General features: G+C 58.4%; 16 protein-coding genes. 10 read left to right on the forward strand and 6 right to left on the reverse strand.

All coding sequences use genetic code 11. The annotated features are described in order from the left end of the window. The first annotated feature begins 39 nt into the window (after nt 1-39). Entirely contained in the window at nt 40-1,134 is a 1,095-nt protein-coding gene (gene zapE / locus ACP7BN_RS20005) for a cell division protein ZapE (RefSeq protein WP_426205766.1), read from the forward strand. A gap of 179 nt (nt 1,135-1,313) precedes the next feature. On the opposite strand, the gene ACP7BN_RS20010 is transcribed toward zapE, so the two are convergent. Beyond that, a complete protein-coding gene (locus ACP7BN_RS20010; protein WP_420650890.1) occupies nt 1,314-2,210 on the reverse strand; it encodes a GlxA family transcriptional regulator in 897 nt (298 codons plus the stop codon). Nucleotides 2,211-2,460: 250 nt separating this feature from the next. Here ACP7BN_RS20010 and ACP7BN_RS20015 point away from each other — a divergent pair, with 250 nt between their 5' ends. After that, nucleotides 2,461-3,597 carry an acyl-CoA dehydrogenase family protein gene (locus ACP7BN_RS20015; RefSeq protein ID WP_426205767.1) on the forward strand — a complete coding sequence of 379 codons (1,137 nt, stop codon included), beginning with the start codon at nt 2,461-2,463 and terminating at the stop codon, nt 3,595-3,597. 103 nt (nt 3,598-3,700) lie between these two features. On the opposite strand, the gene ACP7BN_RS20020 is transcribed toward ACP7BN_RS20015, so the two are convergent. Next, nucleotides 3,701-4,741 carry an NADP(H)-dependent aldo-keto reductase gene (locus ACP7BN_RS20020; protein WP_426205768.1) on the reverse strand — a complete coding sequence of 347 codons (1,041 nt, stop codon included), beginning with the start codon at nt 4,739-4,741 and terminating at the stop codon, nt 3,701-3,703. 245 nt (nt 4,742-4,986) lie between these two features. On the opposite strand from ACP7BN_RS20020, the gene rplM reads away from it, so the two are divergent. From rplM to ACP7BN_RS20055, 7 genes are all read left to right on the forward strand, one after another. Continuing rightward, entirely contained in the window at nt 4,987-5,415 is a 429-nt protein-coding gene (gene rplM / locus ACP7BN_RS20025) for a 50S ribosomal protein L13 (RefSeq protein WP_420650835.1), read from the forward strand. 14 nt (nt 5,416-5,429) lie between these two features. Continuing rightward, the gene (gene rpsI, locus ACP7BN_RS20030; protein ID WP_420650836.1) at nt 5,430-5,822 is read left to right on the forward strand and encodes a 30S ribosomal protein S9; all 393 of its coding nucleotides are present in this window, start codon (nt 5,430-5,432) and stop codon (nt 5,820-5,822) included. Nucleotides 5,823-6,091: 269 nt separating this feature from the next. Then, nucleotides 6,092-6,685: a ubiquinol-cytochrome c reductase iron-sulfur subunit gene (gene petA, locus ACP7BN_RS20035; protein ID WP_420650837.1), complete on the forward strand. Its 594-nt coding sequence runs from the start codon at nt 6,092-6,094 to the stop codon at nt 6,683-6,685. Continuing rightward, a complete protein-coding gene (locus ACP7BN_RS20040) occupies nt 6,685-7,896 on the forward strand; it encodes a cytochrome b (protein ID WP_420650838.1) in 1,212 nt (403 codons plus the stop codon). The genes petA and ACP7BN_RS20040 overlap by 1 nt, the downstream gene beginning before the upstream one ends. Then, a complete protein-coding gene (locus tag ACP7BN_RS20045; RefSeq protein ID WP_420650839.1) occupies nt 7,896-8,678 on the forward strand; it encodes a cytochrome c1 in 783 nt (260 codons plus the stop codon). Before ACP7BN_RS20040 ends, ACP7BN_RS20045 begins: the two co-directional genes overlap by 1 nt. Nucleotides 8,679-8,825: 147 nt before the next feature. After that, nucleotides 8,826-9,443, forward strand: a complete 618-nt coding sequence (locus ACP7BN_RS20050) for a glutathione S-transferase N-terminal domain-containing protein (protein ID WP_007905304.1) — start codon at nt 8,826-8,828, stop codon at nt 9,441-9,443. A 16-nt stretch (nt 9,444-9,459) separates the two neighbouring features. Beyond that, nucleotides 9,460-9,873 (forward strand): ClpXP protease specificity-enhancing factor, encoded by a 414-nt coding sequence (locus ACP7BN_RS20055; RefSeq protein ID WP_420650840.1) that lies wholly within the window; start codon nt 9,460-9,462, stop codon nt 9,871-9,873. Nucleotides 9,874-9,924: 51 nt separating this feature from the next. Here ACP7BN_RS20055 and ACP7BN_RS20060 read toward each other — a convergent pair whose 3' ends face one another. The 4 genes from ACP7BN_RS20060 to ACP7BN_RS20075 all read right to left on the reverse strand — a co-directional run bounded on the left by ACP7BN_RS20060 (nt 9,925) and on the right by ACP7BN_RS20075 (nt 13,369). Further along, nucleotides 9,925-10,503, reverse strand: coding sequence for a BON domain-containing protein (locus ACP7BN_RS20060; protein ID WP_420650841.1), 579 nt, complete (start codon nt 10,501-10,503; stop codon nt 9,925-9,927). Next, nucleotides 10,500-11,093: a phosphoheptose isomerase gene (locus ACP7BN_RS20065; protein WP_007928463.1), complete on the reverse strand. Its 594-nt coding sequence runs from the start codon at nt 11,091-11,093 to the stop codon at nt 10,500-10,502. The genes ACP7BN_RS20060 and ACP7BN_RS20065 overlap by 4 nt, the downstream gene beginning before the upstream one ends. 102 nt (nt 11,094-11,195) lie before the next feature. Continuing rightward, the gene (locus ACP7BN_RS20070) at nt 11,196-11,558 is read right to left on the reverse strand and encodes a YraN family protein (protein WP_420650842.1); all 363 of its coding nucleotides are present in this window, start codon (nt 11,556-11,558) and stop codon (nt 11,196-11,198) included. Next, nucleotides 11,558-13,369, reverse strand: coding sequence for a penicillin-binding protein activator (locus ACP7BN_RS20075; protein ID WP_426205769.1), 1,812 nt, complete (start codon nt 13,367-13,369; stop codon nt 11,558-11,560). Before ACP7BN_RS20075 ends, ACP7BN_RS20070 begins: the two co-directional genes overlap by 1 nt. 177 nt (nt 13,370-13,546) lie before the next feature. On the opposite strand from ACP7BN_RS20075, the gene rsmI reads away from it, so the two are divergent. Then, the gene (gene rsmI / locus ACP7BN_RS20080) at nt 13,547-14,452 is read left to right on the forward strand and encodes a 16S rRNA (cytidine(1402)-2'-O)-methyltransferase (protein WP_426205770.1); all 906 of its coding nucleotides are present in this window, start codon (nt 13,547-13,549) and stop codon (nt 14,450-14,452) included. Nucleotides 14,453-14,498 lie beyond the last annotated feature (46 nt).

Consider the following 14,498-nt stretch of genomic DNA (forward strand, 5'->3'; position numbering starts at 1 on the left):
TACAGTGACGGCCCGTTTTTGTTGCCTTGCTAACGAATTATGACGCCCCTAGAACGATATCAAGCTGATCTGAAACGCCCGGACTTCTTCCATGACGCGGCGCAGGAAACTGCCGTGCGTCATTTGCAGCGCCTGTACGACGATCTGGTCGCGGCCGACCAGAACAAGCCGGGCTTGCTGGGCAAGCTGTTTGGCAAAAAGAACCAGGCGCCGGTCAAGGGTCTGTACTTCTGGGGCGGCGTTGGCCGTGGCAAGACTTACCTGGTCGACACCTTCTTCGAAGCGCTGCCGTTCAAGGAGAAGACCCGCACGCACTTCCACCGCTTCATGAAGCGCGTGCACGAAGAGATGAAGACCCTCGGCGGCGAAAAGAACCCGCTGACCATCATCGCCAAGCGCTTCTCCGACGAGTCGCGGGTGATCTGCTTCGATGAATTCTTCGTCTCCGACATCACCGACGCGATGATCCTCGGCACGCTGATGGAAGAGTTGTTCAAGAACGGCGTGACCCTGGTCGCGACCTCGAACATCGTGCCGGACGGCTTGTACAAGGACGGCCTGCAACGTGCGCGCTTCCTGCCGGCCATCGCGCTGATCAAGCAGAACACCGAGATCGTCAATGTCGACAGCGGCGTCGATTACCGTCTGCGTCACCTCGAGCAAGCGGAGCTGTTCCACTTCCCGCTCGACGAAGCTGCGCACGAAAGTCTGCGCAAGAGCTTCCGTGCGCTGACACCGGAATGCACGGCAGCGGTCGAGAACGATGTGCTGATGATCGAAAACCGCGAAATCCGTGCATTGCGTACTTGTGATGACGTGGCCTGGTTCGACTTCCGCGAACTGTGCGACGGCCCGCGCAGCCAGAACGATTACATCGAACTGGGCAAGATCTTCCACGCCGTGTTGCTCAGCGGCGTCGAGCAGATGAGCGTCACCACCGACGACATCGCGCGACGCTTCATCAACATGGTCGACGAGTTCTACGACCGCAACGTCAAACTGATCATTTCTGCTGAAGTCGAGCTGAAGGATCTGTACACCGGCGGGCGTTTGAACTTCGAGTTCCAGCGCACGCTTAGTCGACTGCTCGAGATGCAATCGCACGAATTCCTGTCGCGGGCGCACAAGCCTTAAGCACATCGGAAAACAAAAAGGGCCTGCAATTGCAGGCCCTTTTTTATTTTCGAATTCACCTCGAACCCTGTGGGAGCGGGCTTGCCCGCGATGGCGTCGTGTCAGACAGAATGCATTTCTCTGAAACATCGCTATCGCTGGCAAGCCAGCTCCCACAGGGGCTGGTGTGTTGCTTGGGATTAGGCTGCTTGCTGAAACTGCTGCCGATACTGATTCGGCGACAGTTCAGTGTGCTGACGGAACAGCCGTGCAAAGAAACTCGCGTCGTCGTAACCGACTTCGTAACTGATGGTCTTGATGCTCTTGCGGCTGCCGGACAGCAGGCCCTTGGCGGTCTCGATGCGCAGCCGTTGCAGGTAGTGCAGCGGCTTGTCGCCCGTCGCGGTCTGGAAGCGGCGCATGAAGTTGCGGATGCTCATGCCGTGCTCGCGGGCGACGTCTTCGAAGCGGAATTTGTCGGCGAAATGCTCTTCGAGCCAATGCTGAATCTGCAGGATGATCACGTCCTGATGCAGCTTCTGCCCGCCGAAACCAATGCGCCCCGGCGCGTAGTTGCGCTGCACCTCGTAGAGGATGTCGCGGGCCACGGCTTGCGCGATGTTAGCGCCGCAGAAGCGCTCGATCAGATAGATATAAAGATCGCAGGACGAGGTGGTGCCGCCGGCGCAATACAGGTTGTCGGCATCGGTCAGGTGCTTGTCCTGATTGAGATAAACCTGCGGGAACCGCTCGGCGAAGGCGGTGAAGAAGCGCCAGTAGGTGGTTGCTTCCTTGCCGTTGAGCAACCCGGCCTCGGCCAGCCAGAACACCCCGGTGGCCTCGGCGCAAAGCACTGCACCGCGCGCGTGTTGCTCGCGCAGCCACGGCAGGATCTGTGGGTAGCGCTGGCACAGCGTGTCGAAATCGTCCCAGAACGCCGGGAGGATGATGATATCGGCATTTTCCAGACCGCCGTCCACCGGCATGACCACGTTACTGAAGCTGTTCACCGGTTTGCCATCGGGACTGACCAGGCGCGTTTCGAACGCCGGATTCAGGCCCAGGCCCAGTTGTTTGCCGTAGCGCAGGCTGGCCAGATGGAAGAAGTCCTTGGCTTGCATGAGGGTGGAAGCGAAAACCCGGTCGATCGCCAGGATGCTGACGCGCCGCAAGGGCGTGGAGACTTGCTTAGACATAATTCAACTTTTGTTTTGTTTTTATAAGGGAAAGTGGTCATCAGACGGCTGGATCGTCTTATTTTTTGTCGGATGTGTCCAGTGTCCTGTATCGGATGCGAGGCATAGTCTCTGAAGGTCTGATCCCTCCAACAAGAACTAAAGGTGACGCATGATTCCCAGAACCCTGTTCAGCTCCGAGCACGAATTGTTCCGCGACAGCGTACGAACATTCCTCGAAAAAGAGGCCGTGCCGTTTCATGCACAGTGGGAAAAACAGGGCTACATCGACCGCCAACTGTGGAACAAGGCGGGGGAGGCGGGGATGCTTTGCTCGCACCTGCCGGAAGAATACGGCGGGCTGGGGGCGGATTTTCTCTACAGCACCGTGGTGATCGAAGAGGTCGGGCGACTGGGTCTGACCGGTATCGGTTTCTCGCTGCACTCGGACATCGTCGCGCCATACATCCTGCATTACGGCAGTGAAGCGCTGAAGCATAAATACCTGCCGAAACTGGTCTCTGGCGAGATGGTCACCGCCATTGCCATGACCGAGCCGGGCGCCGGTTCGGACCTGCAGGGCGTGAAGACTACGGCGGTGCTGGACGGTGACGAGTACGTGATCAACGGCTCGAAGACCTTCATCACCAATGGTTTTCTGGCGGATCTGGTAATCGTCGTGGCCAAGACCGATCCGAAGGCCGGGGCCAAGGGCACCAGCCTGTTTCTGGTCGAGGCGAATACGCCGGGCTTCGACAAGGGCAAGCGCCTGGAGAAGGTCGGAATGAAGGCCCAGGACACGTCGGAATTGTTCTTCCAGGACGTGCGCGTGCCGAAAGAAAACCTGCTGGGTCAGGCCGGGGCAGGGTTCGCTTATCTGATGCAGGAATTGCCTCAGGAGCGTCTTACAGTGGCGATCGGGGGGCTGGCTTCGGCGGAAGCCGCGTTGCAGTGGACGCTGGATTACACGCGTGATCGCAAGGCGTTCGGCAAGGCGATTGCCGACTTCCAGAACACTCGTTTCAAACTGGCGGAAATGGCTACCGAGATTCAGATCGGCCGGGTATTCGTCGACCGCTGCCTGGAATTGCATCTGCAAGGCAAACTCGACGTACCGACGGCGGCGATGGCCAAATACTGGGGCACCGACCTGCAATGCAAGGTGCTCGACGAATGCGTGCAGTTGCATGGCGGTTACGGATTCATGTGGGAATACCCGGTGGCCCGGGCGTGGGCGGATGCGCGAGTGCAGCGGATCTATGCCGGCACCAATGAAATCATGAAGGAAATTATTGCCAGGTCGTTGTGACTTGCAGTGACTGAAGTGGCGGCATCGCGGGCAAGCCACGCTCCCACAGGTATCGCTGAACCTGTGGGAGCGTGGCTTGCCCGCGATTGGTTTTGACGATCAATCAAGGGGCCGGATTCGGATGATCCTTGTGAATCGCCTCAATCCCCGCCAGCACTTCGTCGGAAAGTTTCAGCTCATAGCTGGCGATGTTGCTATCCAGTTGTTCCAGCGTCGTCGCACCAATGATGTTGCTGGTGACGAACGGCTGCTGATTTACAAAGGCCAAGGCCATCTGCGCCGGATCCAGATCGTGTTCGCGTGCCAATGCCACATAACGGCTGCACGCCGCCTCCGATTGCGCATTGAAGTAGCGGCTGAAGCGGCTGTAGAGACTCAGGCGGCCCTTCGGTGGGCGTGCGCCACCCTCGTACTTGCCCGACAGGAACCCGAACGCCAGTGGCGAATAGGCGAGCAGACCGCACTGTTCACGGATGGCGATTTCCGCCAGACCTATCTCGAAACTGCGGTTGAGCAGGTTGTACGGGTTCTGGATCGACACCGCGCGCGGCCAGCCACGGGCTTCGGCCAACGCAAGAAACCGCATGGTGCCCCACGGTGTTTCGTTCGACAGGCCGATATGGCGAATCTTGCCGGCGCGCACTTGCTCGTCGAGTGCTTCGAGGGTGTCTTCGAGCGGCGTCAGGTTGGCTTCGGTCTGGTGCTTATAGCCGAGCTGGCCGAAGAAGTTGGTGCTGCGTTCCGGCCAATGCAGCTGATACAGGTCGATGTAGTCGGTCTGCAGGCGCGCGAGGCTGGCGTCCACTGCCTGGGTGATGTGCTGGCGGTTGTGGCGCAAATTCTTGTCGCGGATGTAGTCGATGGTGTTGCCCGGGCCGGCGATCTTGCTCGCCAGAATCCAGTCCGCGCGGTCGCCGCGACTCTTGAAGTAATTGCCGATGTAGCGCTCGGTGGTGGCATAGGTTTCGGCTTTCGGCGGCACCGGGTACATCTCGGCGGTGTCGATGAAATTGATCCCGGCTTCCTTGGCTCGTTCGATCTGGGCGAAGGCTTCAGCTTCAGTGTTTTGCTCGCCCCAGGTCATGGTGCCGAGGCAGATTGCACTCACGTTCAGGTCGGTACGGCCTAGCTGGCGATAGTCCATCGGGTGCTCCTTGGGCAAAACAATCATAAAAGCAGGTTGAAATATTTTTCGCAATCTGCATAATTGCCGACCTCTTTCTGCAGTGGAAGTGATGCGCCGCCGCCGAAGAATCTTGCCGTTGAACGGACGCGCCGACCCGAGCCCCCGAAAGCGTCTGTATCCGGCTGCCTTTGACTTGTCAAAGTACGCACTATTCAGTAAGATCCGCCGTCTAATTTACAGGGCGGCCCCTGAGGCTATAAAGAATGAAAACTTTTACTGCTAAACCGGAAACAGTACAGCGCGACTGGTTTGTCGTCGACGCTGCTGGTCAGACCCTGGGTCGTCTGGCCACTGAAATCGCCAGCCGTCTGCGTGGCAAGCACAAGGTCGAGTACACTCCTCACGTTGACACCGGCGACTACATCGTCGTAATCAATGCTGAGCAGATTCGTGTTACCGGTGCTAAAACCACTGACAAAATCTACTACTCCCACTCCGGTTTCCCGGGCGGTATCAAGTCGATCAACTTCGAAAAACTGATCGCCAAGGCCCCTGAGCGCGTGATCGAGACCGCGGTTAAAGGCATGCTGCCTAAAAACCCACTGGGTCGCGACATGTACCGTAAGCTGAAAGTCTATGCGGGCGCTGTACACCCACATACTGCTCAGCAGCCCCAAGAACTGAAGTTTTAACGGAATAGTACATTATGTCGGCGACTCAAAATTACGGCACTGGCCGTCGCAAGACCGCAACCGCACGCGTTTTCCTGCGTCCGGGTACTGGTAACATTTCCATCAACAACCGCACCCTGGAAAACTTCTTCGGCCGCGAAACTGCCCGCATGGTAGTTCGTCAGCCGCTGGAACTGACTGAGACTGTCGAGAAGTTCGACATCTACGTCACCGTGCTCGGTGGTGGTGTAAGTGGTCAAGCTGGCGCAATCCGCCACGGTATCACTCGCGCACTGATGGACTACGACGAAACCCTGCGTGGCGCTCTGCGCAAAGCTGGCTTCGTTACTCGCGACGCCCGTGAAGTTGAACGTAAGAAAGTTGGTCTGCGTAAAGCGCGTAAGCGTCCGCAGTACTCGAAGCGTTAATTCGCTTCCGCGTTCAAAAAGAACGCCCGGCATCCTCACGGATCCGGGCGTTTTTTTATGCCTGCGATTTATCAAACAATTGCGCTGTGACAACTTGCCTCATTCGTAGACCCCCTATACTGCAAGGCCTGAGGCCCAAGCCTCCGGGTAATTCCCTTGTCAGAATTGGGGCTTTTCATTACCATTCGGCAAAATTTTTATAAGTACATAGATTCATATTTAGTAGATGCCTGATTTAACAGGCCACAAAGCTGATGGGAGAGGACTGAATGAGCAATGACGGCGTGAATGCAGGCCGGCGTCGCTTCTTGGTAGCAGCCACATCCGTGGTGGGTGCTGCAGGAGCGGTGGGGGCTGCGGTCCCGTTCGTGGGGTCATGGTTTCCCAGTGCCAAGGCGAAAGCCGCCGGTGCACCGGTGAAAGTGAATGTCAGCAAAGTCGAGCCAGGACAGCAGATGATTGCTGAATGGCGTGGCCAGCCGGTGTTCATTGTCCGCCGTACCGAGGAAATCCTGGGGAATCTGAAAAAGATCGAGGGCCAGCTCTCCGATCCGACCTCCAAAAACTCCGCGCAACCTACTTATGTCGATCCGGAAGTGCGTTCGATCAAGCCGGAGATCCTCCTGCTGATCGGTATCTGCACCCACTTGGGTTGCTCACCAACCTTCCGTCCCGAAGTGGCACCCGCGGATCTGGGCAAGGACTGGGTCGGCGGCTATTTCTGCCCTTGCCACGGTTCCCACTACGATCTGGCTGGCCGCGTCTACAAGTCGCAACCTGCGCCTTTGAACCTGCCAGTACCCCCGCATTCCTATGAGACCGACGACATCATTGTCATTGGCGTCGATACGGAGAAAGCGTGATGAGCAAGTTCATGGATTGGGTTGATGCGCGCTTCCCTGCGACCAAAATGTGGGAAGACCATCTCAGCAAATATTACGCTCCGAAAAACTTCAACTTCTTCTATTTCTTCGGTTCGCTCGCGCTGCTGGTTCTGGTCAACCAGATCGTTACCGGTGTCTGGCTGACGATGAGCTACACCCCTTCGGCGGAAGAGGCATTTGCTTCTGTCGAATACATCATGCGCGACGTCGAGTACGGCTCGATCCTGCGTCTGCTGCACTCCACTGGCGCTTCGGCGTTCTTCATCGTGGTCTATCTGCACATGTTCCGTGGCTTGCTCTACGGTTCATACCAGAAGCCGCGTGAGCTGGTTTGGGTGTTCGGCATGCTGATCTACCTGGCGTTGATGGCCGAGGCTTTCATGGGTTATCTGCTGCCGTGGGGCCAGATGTCCTACTGGGGCGCGCAGGTGATCATCTCGCTGTTCGGCGCGATTCCGGTGATCGGCAACGACCTGACTCAGTGGATTCGTGGTGACTACCTGATTTCCGGGATCACCCTGAATCGCTTCTTCGCCTTGCACGTTGTGGCGCTGCCGATCGTGATTCTCGGTCTGGTGGTGCTGCACATTCTGGCGCTGCACGAAGTCGGCTCGAACAACCCGGACGGCGTCGACATCAAGAAACACAAAGACGAAAACGGTATCCCGCTGGACGGCATTGCCTTCCACCCGTACTACACGGTGAAAGATATCGTCGGCGTTGTAGTGTTCCTGTTCATCTTCTGCTTCATCGTGTTCTTCTTCCCGGAAATGGGCGGTTACTTCCTCGAAAAACCGAACTTCGAGCCAGCCAACCCGTTCAAGACACCGGAGCACATTGCGCCGGTCTGGTACTTCACGCCGTACTACGCAATTCTGCGGGCGATCCCTGACAAGCTCATGGGCGTTATTGCCATGGGTGCGGCAATTGCGGTGCTGTTCGTCCTGCCTTGGCTCGACCGTAGTCCGGTCAAGTCGATGCGCTACAAAGGCTGGATGAGCAAAGTCTGGCTGCTGGTGTTCTGCGTATCGTTCGTGATTCTCGGGGTGTTGGGTGTTCTGGCGCCAACGCCAGGTCGTACTTTGCTGTCGCAGGTCTGCACCTTCCTGTACTTCGCCTACTTCATTCTGATGCCGTTCTACACCAGGCTCGAGAAGACCAAAAAGGTTCCGGAAAGGGTGACTGGCTGATGAAAAAGTTATTTTTTGCACTGATTCTTGCTGCTTTGCCTGCGCTGTCGTTCGCCGCTGAACACGGTGGACCGGAACTGGAAAAAGTCGACATCGACGTCTCCGATAAAGCTGCTCTGCAGGATGGCGCGCGTACCTTTGCAAACTATTGCATGGGGTGCCACAGCGCCAAATTCCAGCGCTATGAGCGTGTAGCCGATGACCTCGGCGTTCCGCACGAGTTGATGCTGGAGAAACTGGTATTCACCGGTGCCAAGATTGGCGACCACATGAACATCGGCATGCAGCCAGCCGATGCCAAGACCTGGTTCGGCGCCGCGCCGCCAGATCTGACGCTAGTGGCTCGCGTGCGTGGCACGGATTGGCTCTACGGTTACCTGAAGTCGTTCTACGAAGATCCTGCGCGCCCGTGGGGCGTGAACAACAAGGTCTTCCCGAACGTCGGCATGCCTAACGTGCTGGTCGGCCTGCAAGGTCGTCAGGTGGTTGGCTGCAAGCAGGTGCAGATCGTCGAGGACGGCAAGAAGCAATATGATCCGCTGACCGGTACGCCGCTGACTCATGAAGCGTGCGATCAGTTGACCATCGTGCCGAAGTCCGGTGCTCTTAACGAAGAGCAGTTCGATGAGAAGGTCAAGAATCTGGTAACCTTCCTGGCTTACTCGGCTAACCCGGTTAAGCTGCAACATCAGCGCATCGGCACTTACGTCTTGTTGTACCTGGCGTTCTTCTTTGTGTTCGCCTACCTGCTCAAGCGTGAATACTGGAAAGACGTGCACTGATACGCTTCAAGCAATTGCTGTTAATCGCGCGCGCCCAAGGGCGTCTCTGTAAACGCAACGTCTGGTCTGCCAGATGTTGCGGGAGACGCCCTCTGGGCGCGCGCGTTTTTCCGGCTCCGATAATTTCAACAAGCGAGGAGGATCGCCATGGGCGTGACCAATCGGTTGGCCTGTTACTCCGACCCCGCCGACCACTATTCCCACCGAGTGCGCATCGTACTTGCAGAGAAGGGTGTCAGCGCCGAGATCATTTACGTGGAGGCTGGTCGTCAGCCGCCTAAACTGATTGAGGTGAACCCTTACGGCAGTCTGCCCACGCTGGTCGATCGTGACCTGGCGTTGTGGGAGTCGACCGTGGTGATGGAATATCTGGATGAGCGTTACCCGCATCCGCCATTGCTCCCGGTGTATCCGGTGGCGCGGGCCAACAGTCGTCTGCTGATTCATCGTATTCAGCGTGACTGGTGTGGTCTGGTGGATCTGATTCTGGATTCACGCACCAAGGAAGCCGCGCGCGTCGTGGCGCGCAAGGAATTGCGTGAAAGCCTGACTGGCGTGTCGCCGTTGTTCGCCGACAAGCCGTTTTTCCTCAGTGAGGAACAAAGTCTGGTGGATTGCTGCCTATTGCCAATACTCTGGCGTTTGCCGATTCTGGGTATTGAACTGCCACGGCCGGCCAAGCCGTTGCTTGATTACATGGAGCGCTCGTTTGCGCGTGAGGCATTCCAGGCGAGTCTGTCTGGTGTCGAACGCGACATGCGCTAAGGCTTAAGGAGCCGCTATGAACTCCAGTCGACCCTATCTGGTCCGCGCGCTCTACGAGTGGATTGTGGATAACGATTGCACCCCGCACATGCTGGTCAATTCCGAATACCCGGCGGTGCAGGTTCCGCAGGGTTTCGCCAGTGACGGGCAGATTGTCCTGAACGTCTCGCCAAGCGCTGTACGGCATTTGCACATGGACAACGACGTGGTGACCTTCGAAGGTCGCTTCGGTGGTGTCCCGCACAGCCTGTACGTGCCTATAGCCGCTATTCTGGGTATCTATGCCCGGGAGAATGGTCAGGGCATGGTGTTTGATCTGGAATCGCCGATGGATGACGAGGAAGAGATCGAGCCGGATGACGATGTTCCACCACCGGGCAGCGAGCCGCCGCGACCTAGCGGCCGGCCAAGTCTGAAAGTGGTGAAGTAATAAAAAAGGCGACCCGAGAGGGTCGCCTTTTTTATTGCGCAGAAAACGTGATCAGTCGATGTATTCGAACAGCTTCACGATCTTCTGTACGCCGCTCACGCCTTGCACCAGGTTGGTCGCCTGAGCGGCTTCCTGTTTGGTCAGCAGGCCCAGCAGGTAAACGATGCCGTTCTCGGTGATGACCTTGATTCGCGAGCCAGGGATGCTGGCGTCGGTGAGCATCTGGGTTTTGATCTTGGTGGTCAGCCACGAATCGTTCTGGCGGGCGACGAACCCGGAAGGCGCGATGACTTGCAGTTCGTTGTGTACTTTCTTCACGCGCTGCACGCTGGCGGCTGCCTGTTCGGCTTTGGCCTTGAGGTCTGCGCGCGGGGTTTGGCCGGCCAGCAGCACCACGCCGTTGAAGCTGGTGACGACAACGTGCGAATCGTTGTCCAGTGCCGGATCGGCCTTGGCGATGTTGACGCCGACTTTGGTTTCGATCAGCGAGTCATCGATCTTGCTGCCGAAGGTGCGCGTGCCACGGTCATCTTCAATCGGCGCTTCACGGCTGGCGTTGACCACCGAGGTGCAGCCGCTGATGCCGAGGCACAGGGTCAGGGCCAGTAGGCCTAGGCGATTAGGGGTCATTCTTCACTCCCGAACAGTTGGCTGTCGATCAGATCACAAAGGCAATGGATCGCCAGCAAGTGGACTTCCTGAATACGTGCGGTGACGTTGGCCGGTACGCGAATCTCGACGTCCTCGGGCAGCAGCAGTGATGCCATGCCTCCGCCATCGCGGCCGGTCAATGCTACGACAATCATTTCGCGATCATGTGCGGCCTGGATCGCTTGAATAATGTTCGCCGAATTGCCGCTGGTCGAAATCGCCAGCAAAACGTCGCCTGGCTGGCCGAGGGCGCGGATCTGCTTGGAGAACACTTCGTTGTAGCTGTAGTCGTTGGCGATCGAGGTGATCGTCGAGCTATCGGTGGTCAGTGCGATGGCCGGCAGGCTCGGGCGCTCGCGCTCGAAGCGGTTGAGCAGTTCCGAAGAAAAGTGCTGTGCATCGCCGGCCGAGCCGCCGTTGCCGCACGAAAGCATTTTGCCCTCGTTGAGCAACGCGTTGACCATCACCTGGCTGGCTTGCTCGATGTGCGGTGCAAGTACGTCCATCGCCTGTTGCTTGGTGTCGATACTGGCCTGAAAAAGCTGGCGAATTCGGGATTGCATGTCCATCTGTGTGACCTTAATTAGCGCGGCTGTCCGGCACGTGAATGTGCAGCCCGCAAAGCAAAGAGCAAAATTGTTGGGTGACAATGTCCGGGTCGGCGCAGGCGCTCAACTGTCGAACGCATTCTGCAACCAGTTCAGTTGATCATGATGGCTGTCGATGGCCACCACGTCGAAACGGCAGGGGGAATTGGCCCAGCGCGACTCACGCTGAAGAAAAAACTGCGCGGCGAAAATCACTTTCTGCCGCTTGCGCCCATCGATGCTGTCGAGCGCGCCACCCCATTGAGTGTTCTTTCGGTAACGGACTTCGACGAATACTACTGTATCGCCATCAAGCATGACCAGATCAAGCTCGCCGCGTTTGCATAACCAGTTCTGCGCCAACAGGCGCAGACCGTGCTGTTGCAGATGCTCGAGCGCTAGGCGCTCGGCATCCTTGCCGCTTTGCAGGTGTGCCGCGTCGGGCATCAGCGCGGGGTGTCCGGCAGGCGCTGAATCTGACCGCTGACGAACTGCGCCCATGGCAACTGGCGAACCACGCGCTGGGTCTGGGTCATGCCGAGGCTGCCCGATTGACCTTCGATACGGCTGTCCGGCAAGGCCTTGAGTTGACCGAGGCGCGGCGCCAGACGATAGGCATCAACACCCATCGCGTACAGACGACCGAGGCTGCCTGAGGCTTGCGGCCATTGCGCGGCCACTTGTTTGCGCAACGGATCGTTGGCATCCAGCAACCAAGGCGTTTCGCAGAAGCGCACGCCGTTCATGTCGTTGTACTGGTTGACGTCACCGCTGGCGCTGAACACGTGCGAAGTCGCGTAAACCGGAACGTCACCAGCGTACTGGAAGTTCAGGGTCGGCTTGATCTGCTGCGCCTGTTGCGGGGTGGCGGCGAGGAAGATGAACTCGATGTCCTGACGGCGCGAGGGCTGTGCGGCTACGTTGGTGCCAGCAGCATTCTGCAGGCTCTTGGCGCGACCTTCGCTCTGACGCAGCTGGAACATGTCAGCGATCTGCTGGGCCAGTTGTACCGGCTGATCGACGCGCTCGGTGGCGACGATGCTGCCGCCGTTGGCTTGCCAGTCCTGGCTGAACGCACGCAACACGCGGTCGCCCCATTCGCCTTTCGGCACCATGATTGCGGCGCGATGCAGGCCGTCGGCGCGGGCGCGGCGGGATACTTCACGAGCTTCGTCTTCAGCGGCCAGACCGAACTGGAACAACTGCGCTGGACCTTGTTCGCCTTCGCTGTAGTTCAGCGCGAGGGTGGTGATCGGCAGTTGCGGACGAGTGCTCAGTTGTTTGACCAGTGGTTTTTCCAGCGGGCCGACAACCAGTTGCACGCCATCGGCCTGAGCCTTGCGATAGAACTCGTCGAGGTTGCTCAGTTTCGAGCTGTCATAGAACTGGATGGCTGGCGGGTTTTGACCGGCCTGTTGCGCTTGATAGTGAGCAGCCATGAAGCCTTCGCGCAACGCTTTGCCGACCGCAGCGAGCGGGCCGTCTTGCGGCAGCAGCAGGGCGATCTTGCTCAGTGGCTGGCTCGCCAGTTCCTTGAGTTTGGTCAGCGGCAGCGGCAGGTTGATCGCGGCCGGGTGTTTCGGGTTCTGCGCGCGCCAGGTGTCGATCGCGGCTTGCTGCTGTTCCAGAGTGCCGGCGGTTTTCACTGCCAGAGCCAGGCTCATCCAGCCGCCGAGGTCGTCGGTGGTAGTCGGTTGCAGTTGCTCGGTCGGCAGAGAGGCGATCAGGGTCCAGATCGCTTCGTGGTTTTTGCTGGCGGCTTCACCCTGCAGCATCGGCGCGATGAAGATGCGCTCGCGGGCGGCAGCCAGAGTCTGGCCGTCTGCTTCAAGGGCGCGGGCGTGAACGGTGCCGGTGCGCACTTGTTGCTCTTCGGACAGCTCGCCGAGACGTTGCAGGCTTGGATGGCTCAAAGCCGTCAGCGCCGCTTTCGGCTGGTTGCGGGTCATCGCCAGCTCAGCAGACAAGGTGGCAGCGAAGACCTGCTGGCCGGGCTTGAGTTGCTCCATCGGCACTTGTTGCAGGATCTGCGCGGACTGGCCGGCGTTGCCCTGACGATAGGCCAGGTCAGCAGCGCTCAGGCGCAGCAACGCAGCTTTTTCCGGGGTTTTGCTTTGAGCGGCCTGCTCGAGCAGTTGCTCGATGCTGGCATCCGGGGTCCGTGGAAGTTCGCCAAGGCTGGAAGAAGAATTGCTGGCGCAAGCCGCCAGCAAGGCAGCGAGGCAGAGGGCAGTAAACAGCCGCAGGCAAGCGATCATGTAAGTGTTCCTGATACTCGATCAAATTAGCGTGGAATTGTACCCAAGCACTGGCCGGGGCGCGACGTTGCTGGCGTGAATCAGTCAATTTAGCTGGTGAAACCACAATCGCCCGGCATAACAGTGCGACAAACCGTGTCTGCACCGAGTGCGTCGCCAGTCGCGTGACACGCTACAATGGCGGCTTTTACCGATCATGAGGTGTGCGCTTTGACTGCTCCAGGTGCTTTGAATTCCGCTGCTGGCTCGCTATTTGTGGTGGCGACGCCCATCGGCAACCTGGACGACATCAGCGCCCGCGCGTTGAAAATCCTCCGTGAAGTGGCGCTGATTGCCGCCGAGGACACGCGTCACTCCCAGCGGCTGATGCAGCATTTCGGTATTTCCACGCCGTTGGCGGCTTGTCATGAGCACAACGAGCGCGATGAAGGCAGCCGGTTTATCACGCGACTGCTCGCTGGCGACAACATAGCCTTGATCTCCGATGCGGGCACGCCGCTGATTTCCGATCCGGGTTATCACCTGGTGCGTCAGGCGCGCGCCGCCGGCGTCAATGTGGTGCCGGTGCCCGGTGCCTGTGCGTTGATCGCCGCGTTGTCGGCTGCCGGTCTGCCGTCGGATCGTTTTATCTTTGAAGGTTTTTTGCCAGCCAAGGCTGTCGGCCGAAAGGCGCGTCTGGAAGCGATCAAGGAAGAGCCGCGCACGTTGATTTTCTACGAAGCGCCGCACCGCATCCTCGAATGTCTGCAGGACATGGAGACAGTATTCGGTCCTGATCGCCCGGCATTGCTCGCGCGGGAAATCACCAAAACCTTCGAAACCCTCAAGGGTTTGCCGATGGCTGAGTTGCGCGCATTCGTCGAATCGGACAGCAATCAGCAGCGCGGCGAGTGCGTAGTCGTGGTTGCGGGCTGGACAGCGCCGGAATCGGAAGACGCGGTCAGCAGCGAGGCGATGCGTGTGCTCAATCTTCTGCTCGAAGAGATGCCGCTCAAGCGCGCAGCGGCTTTGGCAGCGCAAATCACCGGTGAGCGCAAAAACGTTCTGTATCAAGTGGCGCTGGATCAGCAAAAAGGCGTGTAAGCCGTCGCCCATAACGCTCTTGGGGCTTTTAGCGCTTGTTCTTCGG

This window comes from Pseudomonas sp. TWP3-1, from assembly GCF_049896625.1.
Classification (GTDB): Bacteria; Pseudomonadota; Gammaproteobacteria; order Pseudomonadales; family Pseudomonadaceae; genus Aquipseudomonas.

Bases quoted from the DNA above. Each gene is read 5' to 3' on its own strand.
- zapE (WP_426205766.1), top strand. From the start codon at position 40: ATGACGCCCCTAGAACGATATCAAGCTGATCTGAAACGCCCGGACTTC.
- ACP7BN_RS20015 (WP_426205767.1), top strand. From the start codon at position 2,461: ATGATTCCCAGAACCCTGTTCAGCTCCGAGCACGAATTGTTCCGCGAC.
- ACP7BN_RS20020 (WP_426205768.1), bottom strand. From the start codon at position 4,741: ATGGACTATCGCCAGCTAGGCCGTACCGACCTGAACGTGAGTGCAATC.
- rplM (WP_420650835.1), top strand. From the start codon at position 4,987: ATGAAAACTTTTACTGCTAAACCGGAAACAGTACAGCGCGACTGGTTT.
- rpsI (WP_420650836.1), top strand. From the start codon at position 5,430: ATGTCGGCGACTCAAAATTACGGCACTGGCCGTCGCAAGACCGCAACC.
- petA (WP_420650837.1), top strand. From the start codon at position 6,092: ATGAGCAATGACGGCGTGAATGCAGGCCGGCGTCGCTTCTTGGTAGCA.
- ACP7BN_RS20040 (WP_420650838.1), top strand. From the start codon at position 6,685: ATGAGCAAGTTCATGGATTGGGTTGATGCGCGCTTCCCTGCGACCAAA.
- ACP7BN_RS20045 (WP_420650839.1), top strand. From the start codon at position 7,896: ATGAAAAAGTTATTTTTTGCACTGATTCTTGCTGCTTTGCCTGCGCTG.
- ACP7BN_RS20050 (WP_007905304.1), top strand. From the start codon at position 8,826: ATGGGCGTGACCAATCGGTTGGCCTGTTACTCCGACCCCGCCGACCAC.
- ACP7BN_RS20055 (WP_420650840.1), top strand. From the start codon at position 9,460: ATGAACTCCAGTCGACCCTATCTGGTCCGCGCGCTCTACGAGTGGATT.
- ACP7BN_RS20060 (WP_420650841.1), bottom strand. From the start codon at position 10,503: ATGACCCCTAATCGCCTAGGCCTACTGGCCCTGACCCTGTGCCTCGGC.
- ACP7BN_RS20065 (WP_007928463.1), bottom strand. From the start codon at position 11,093: ATGGACATGCAATCCCGAATTCGCCAGCTTTTTCAGGCCAGTATCGAC.
- ACP7BN_RS20070 (WP_420650842.1), bottom strand. From the start codon at position 11,558: ATGCCCGACGCGGCACACCTGCAAAGCGGCAAGGATGCCGAGCGCCTA.
- ACP7BN_RS20075 (WP_426205769.1), bottom strand. From the start codon at position 13,369: ATGATCGCTTGCCTGCGGCTGTTTACTGCCCTCTGCCTCGCTGCCTTG.
- rsmI (WP_426205770.1), top strand. From the start codon at position 13,547: ATGGCGGCTTTTACCGATCATGAGGTGTGCGCTTTGACTGCTCCAGGT.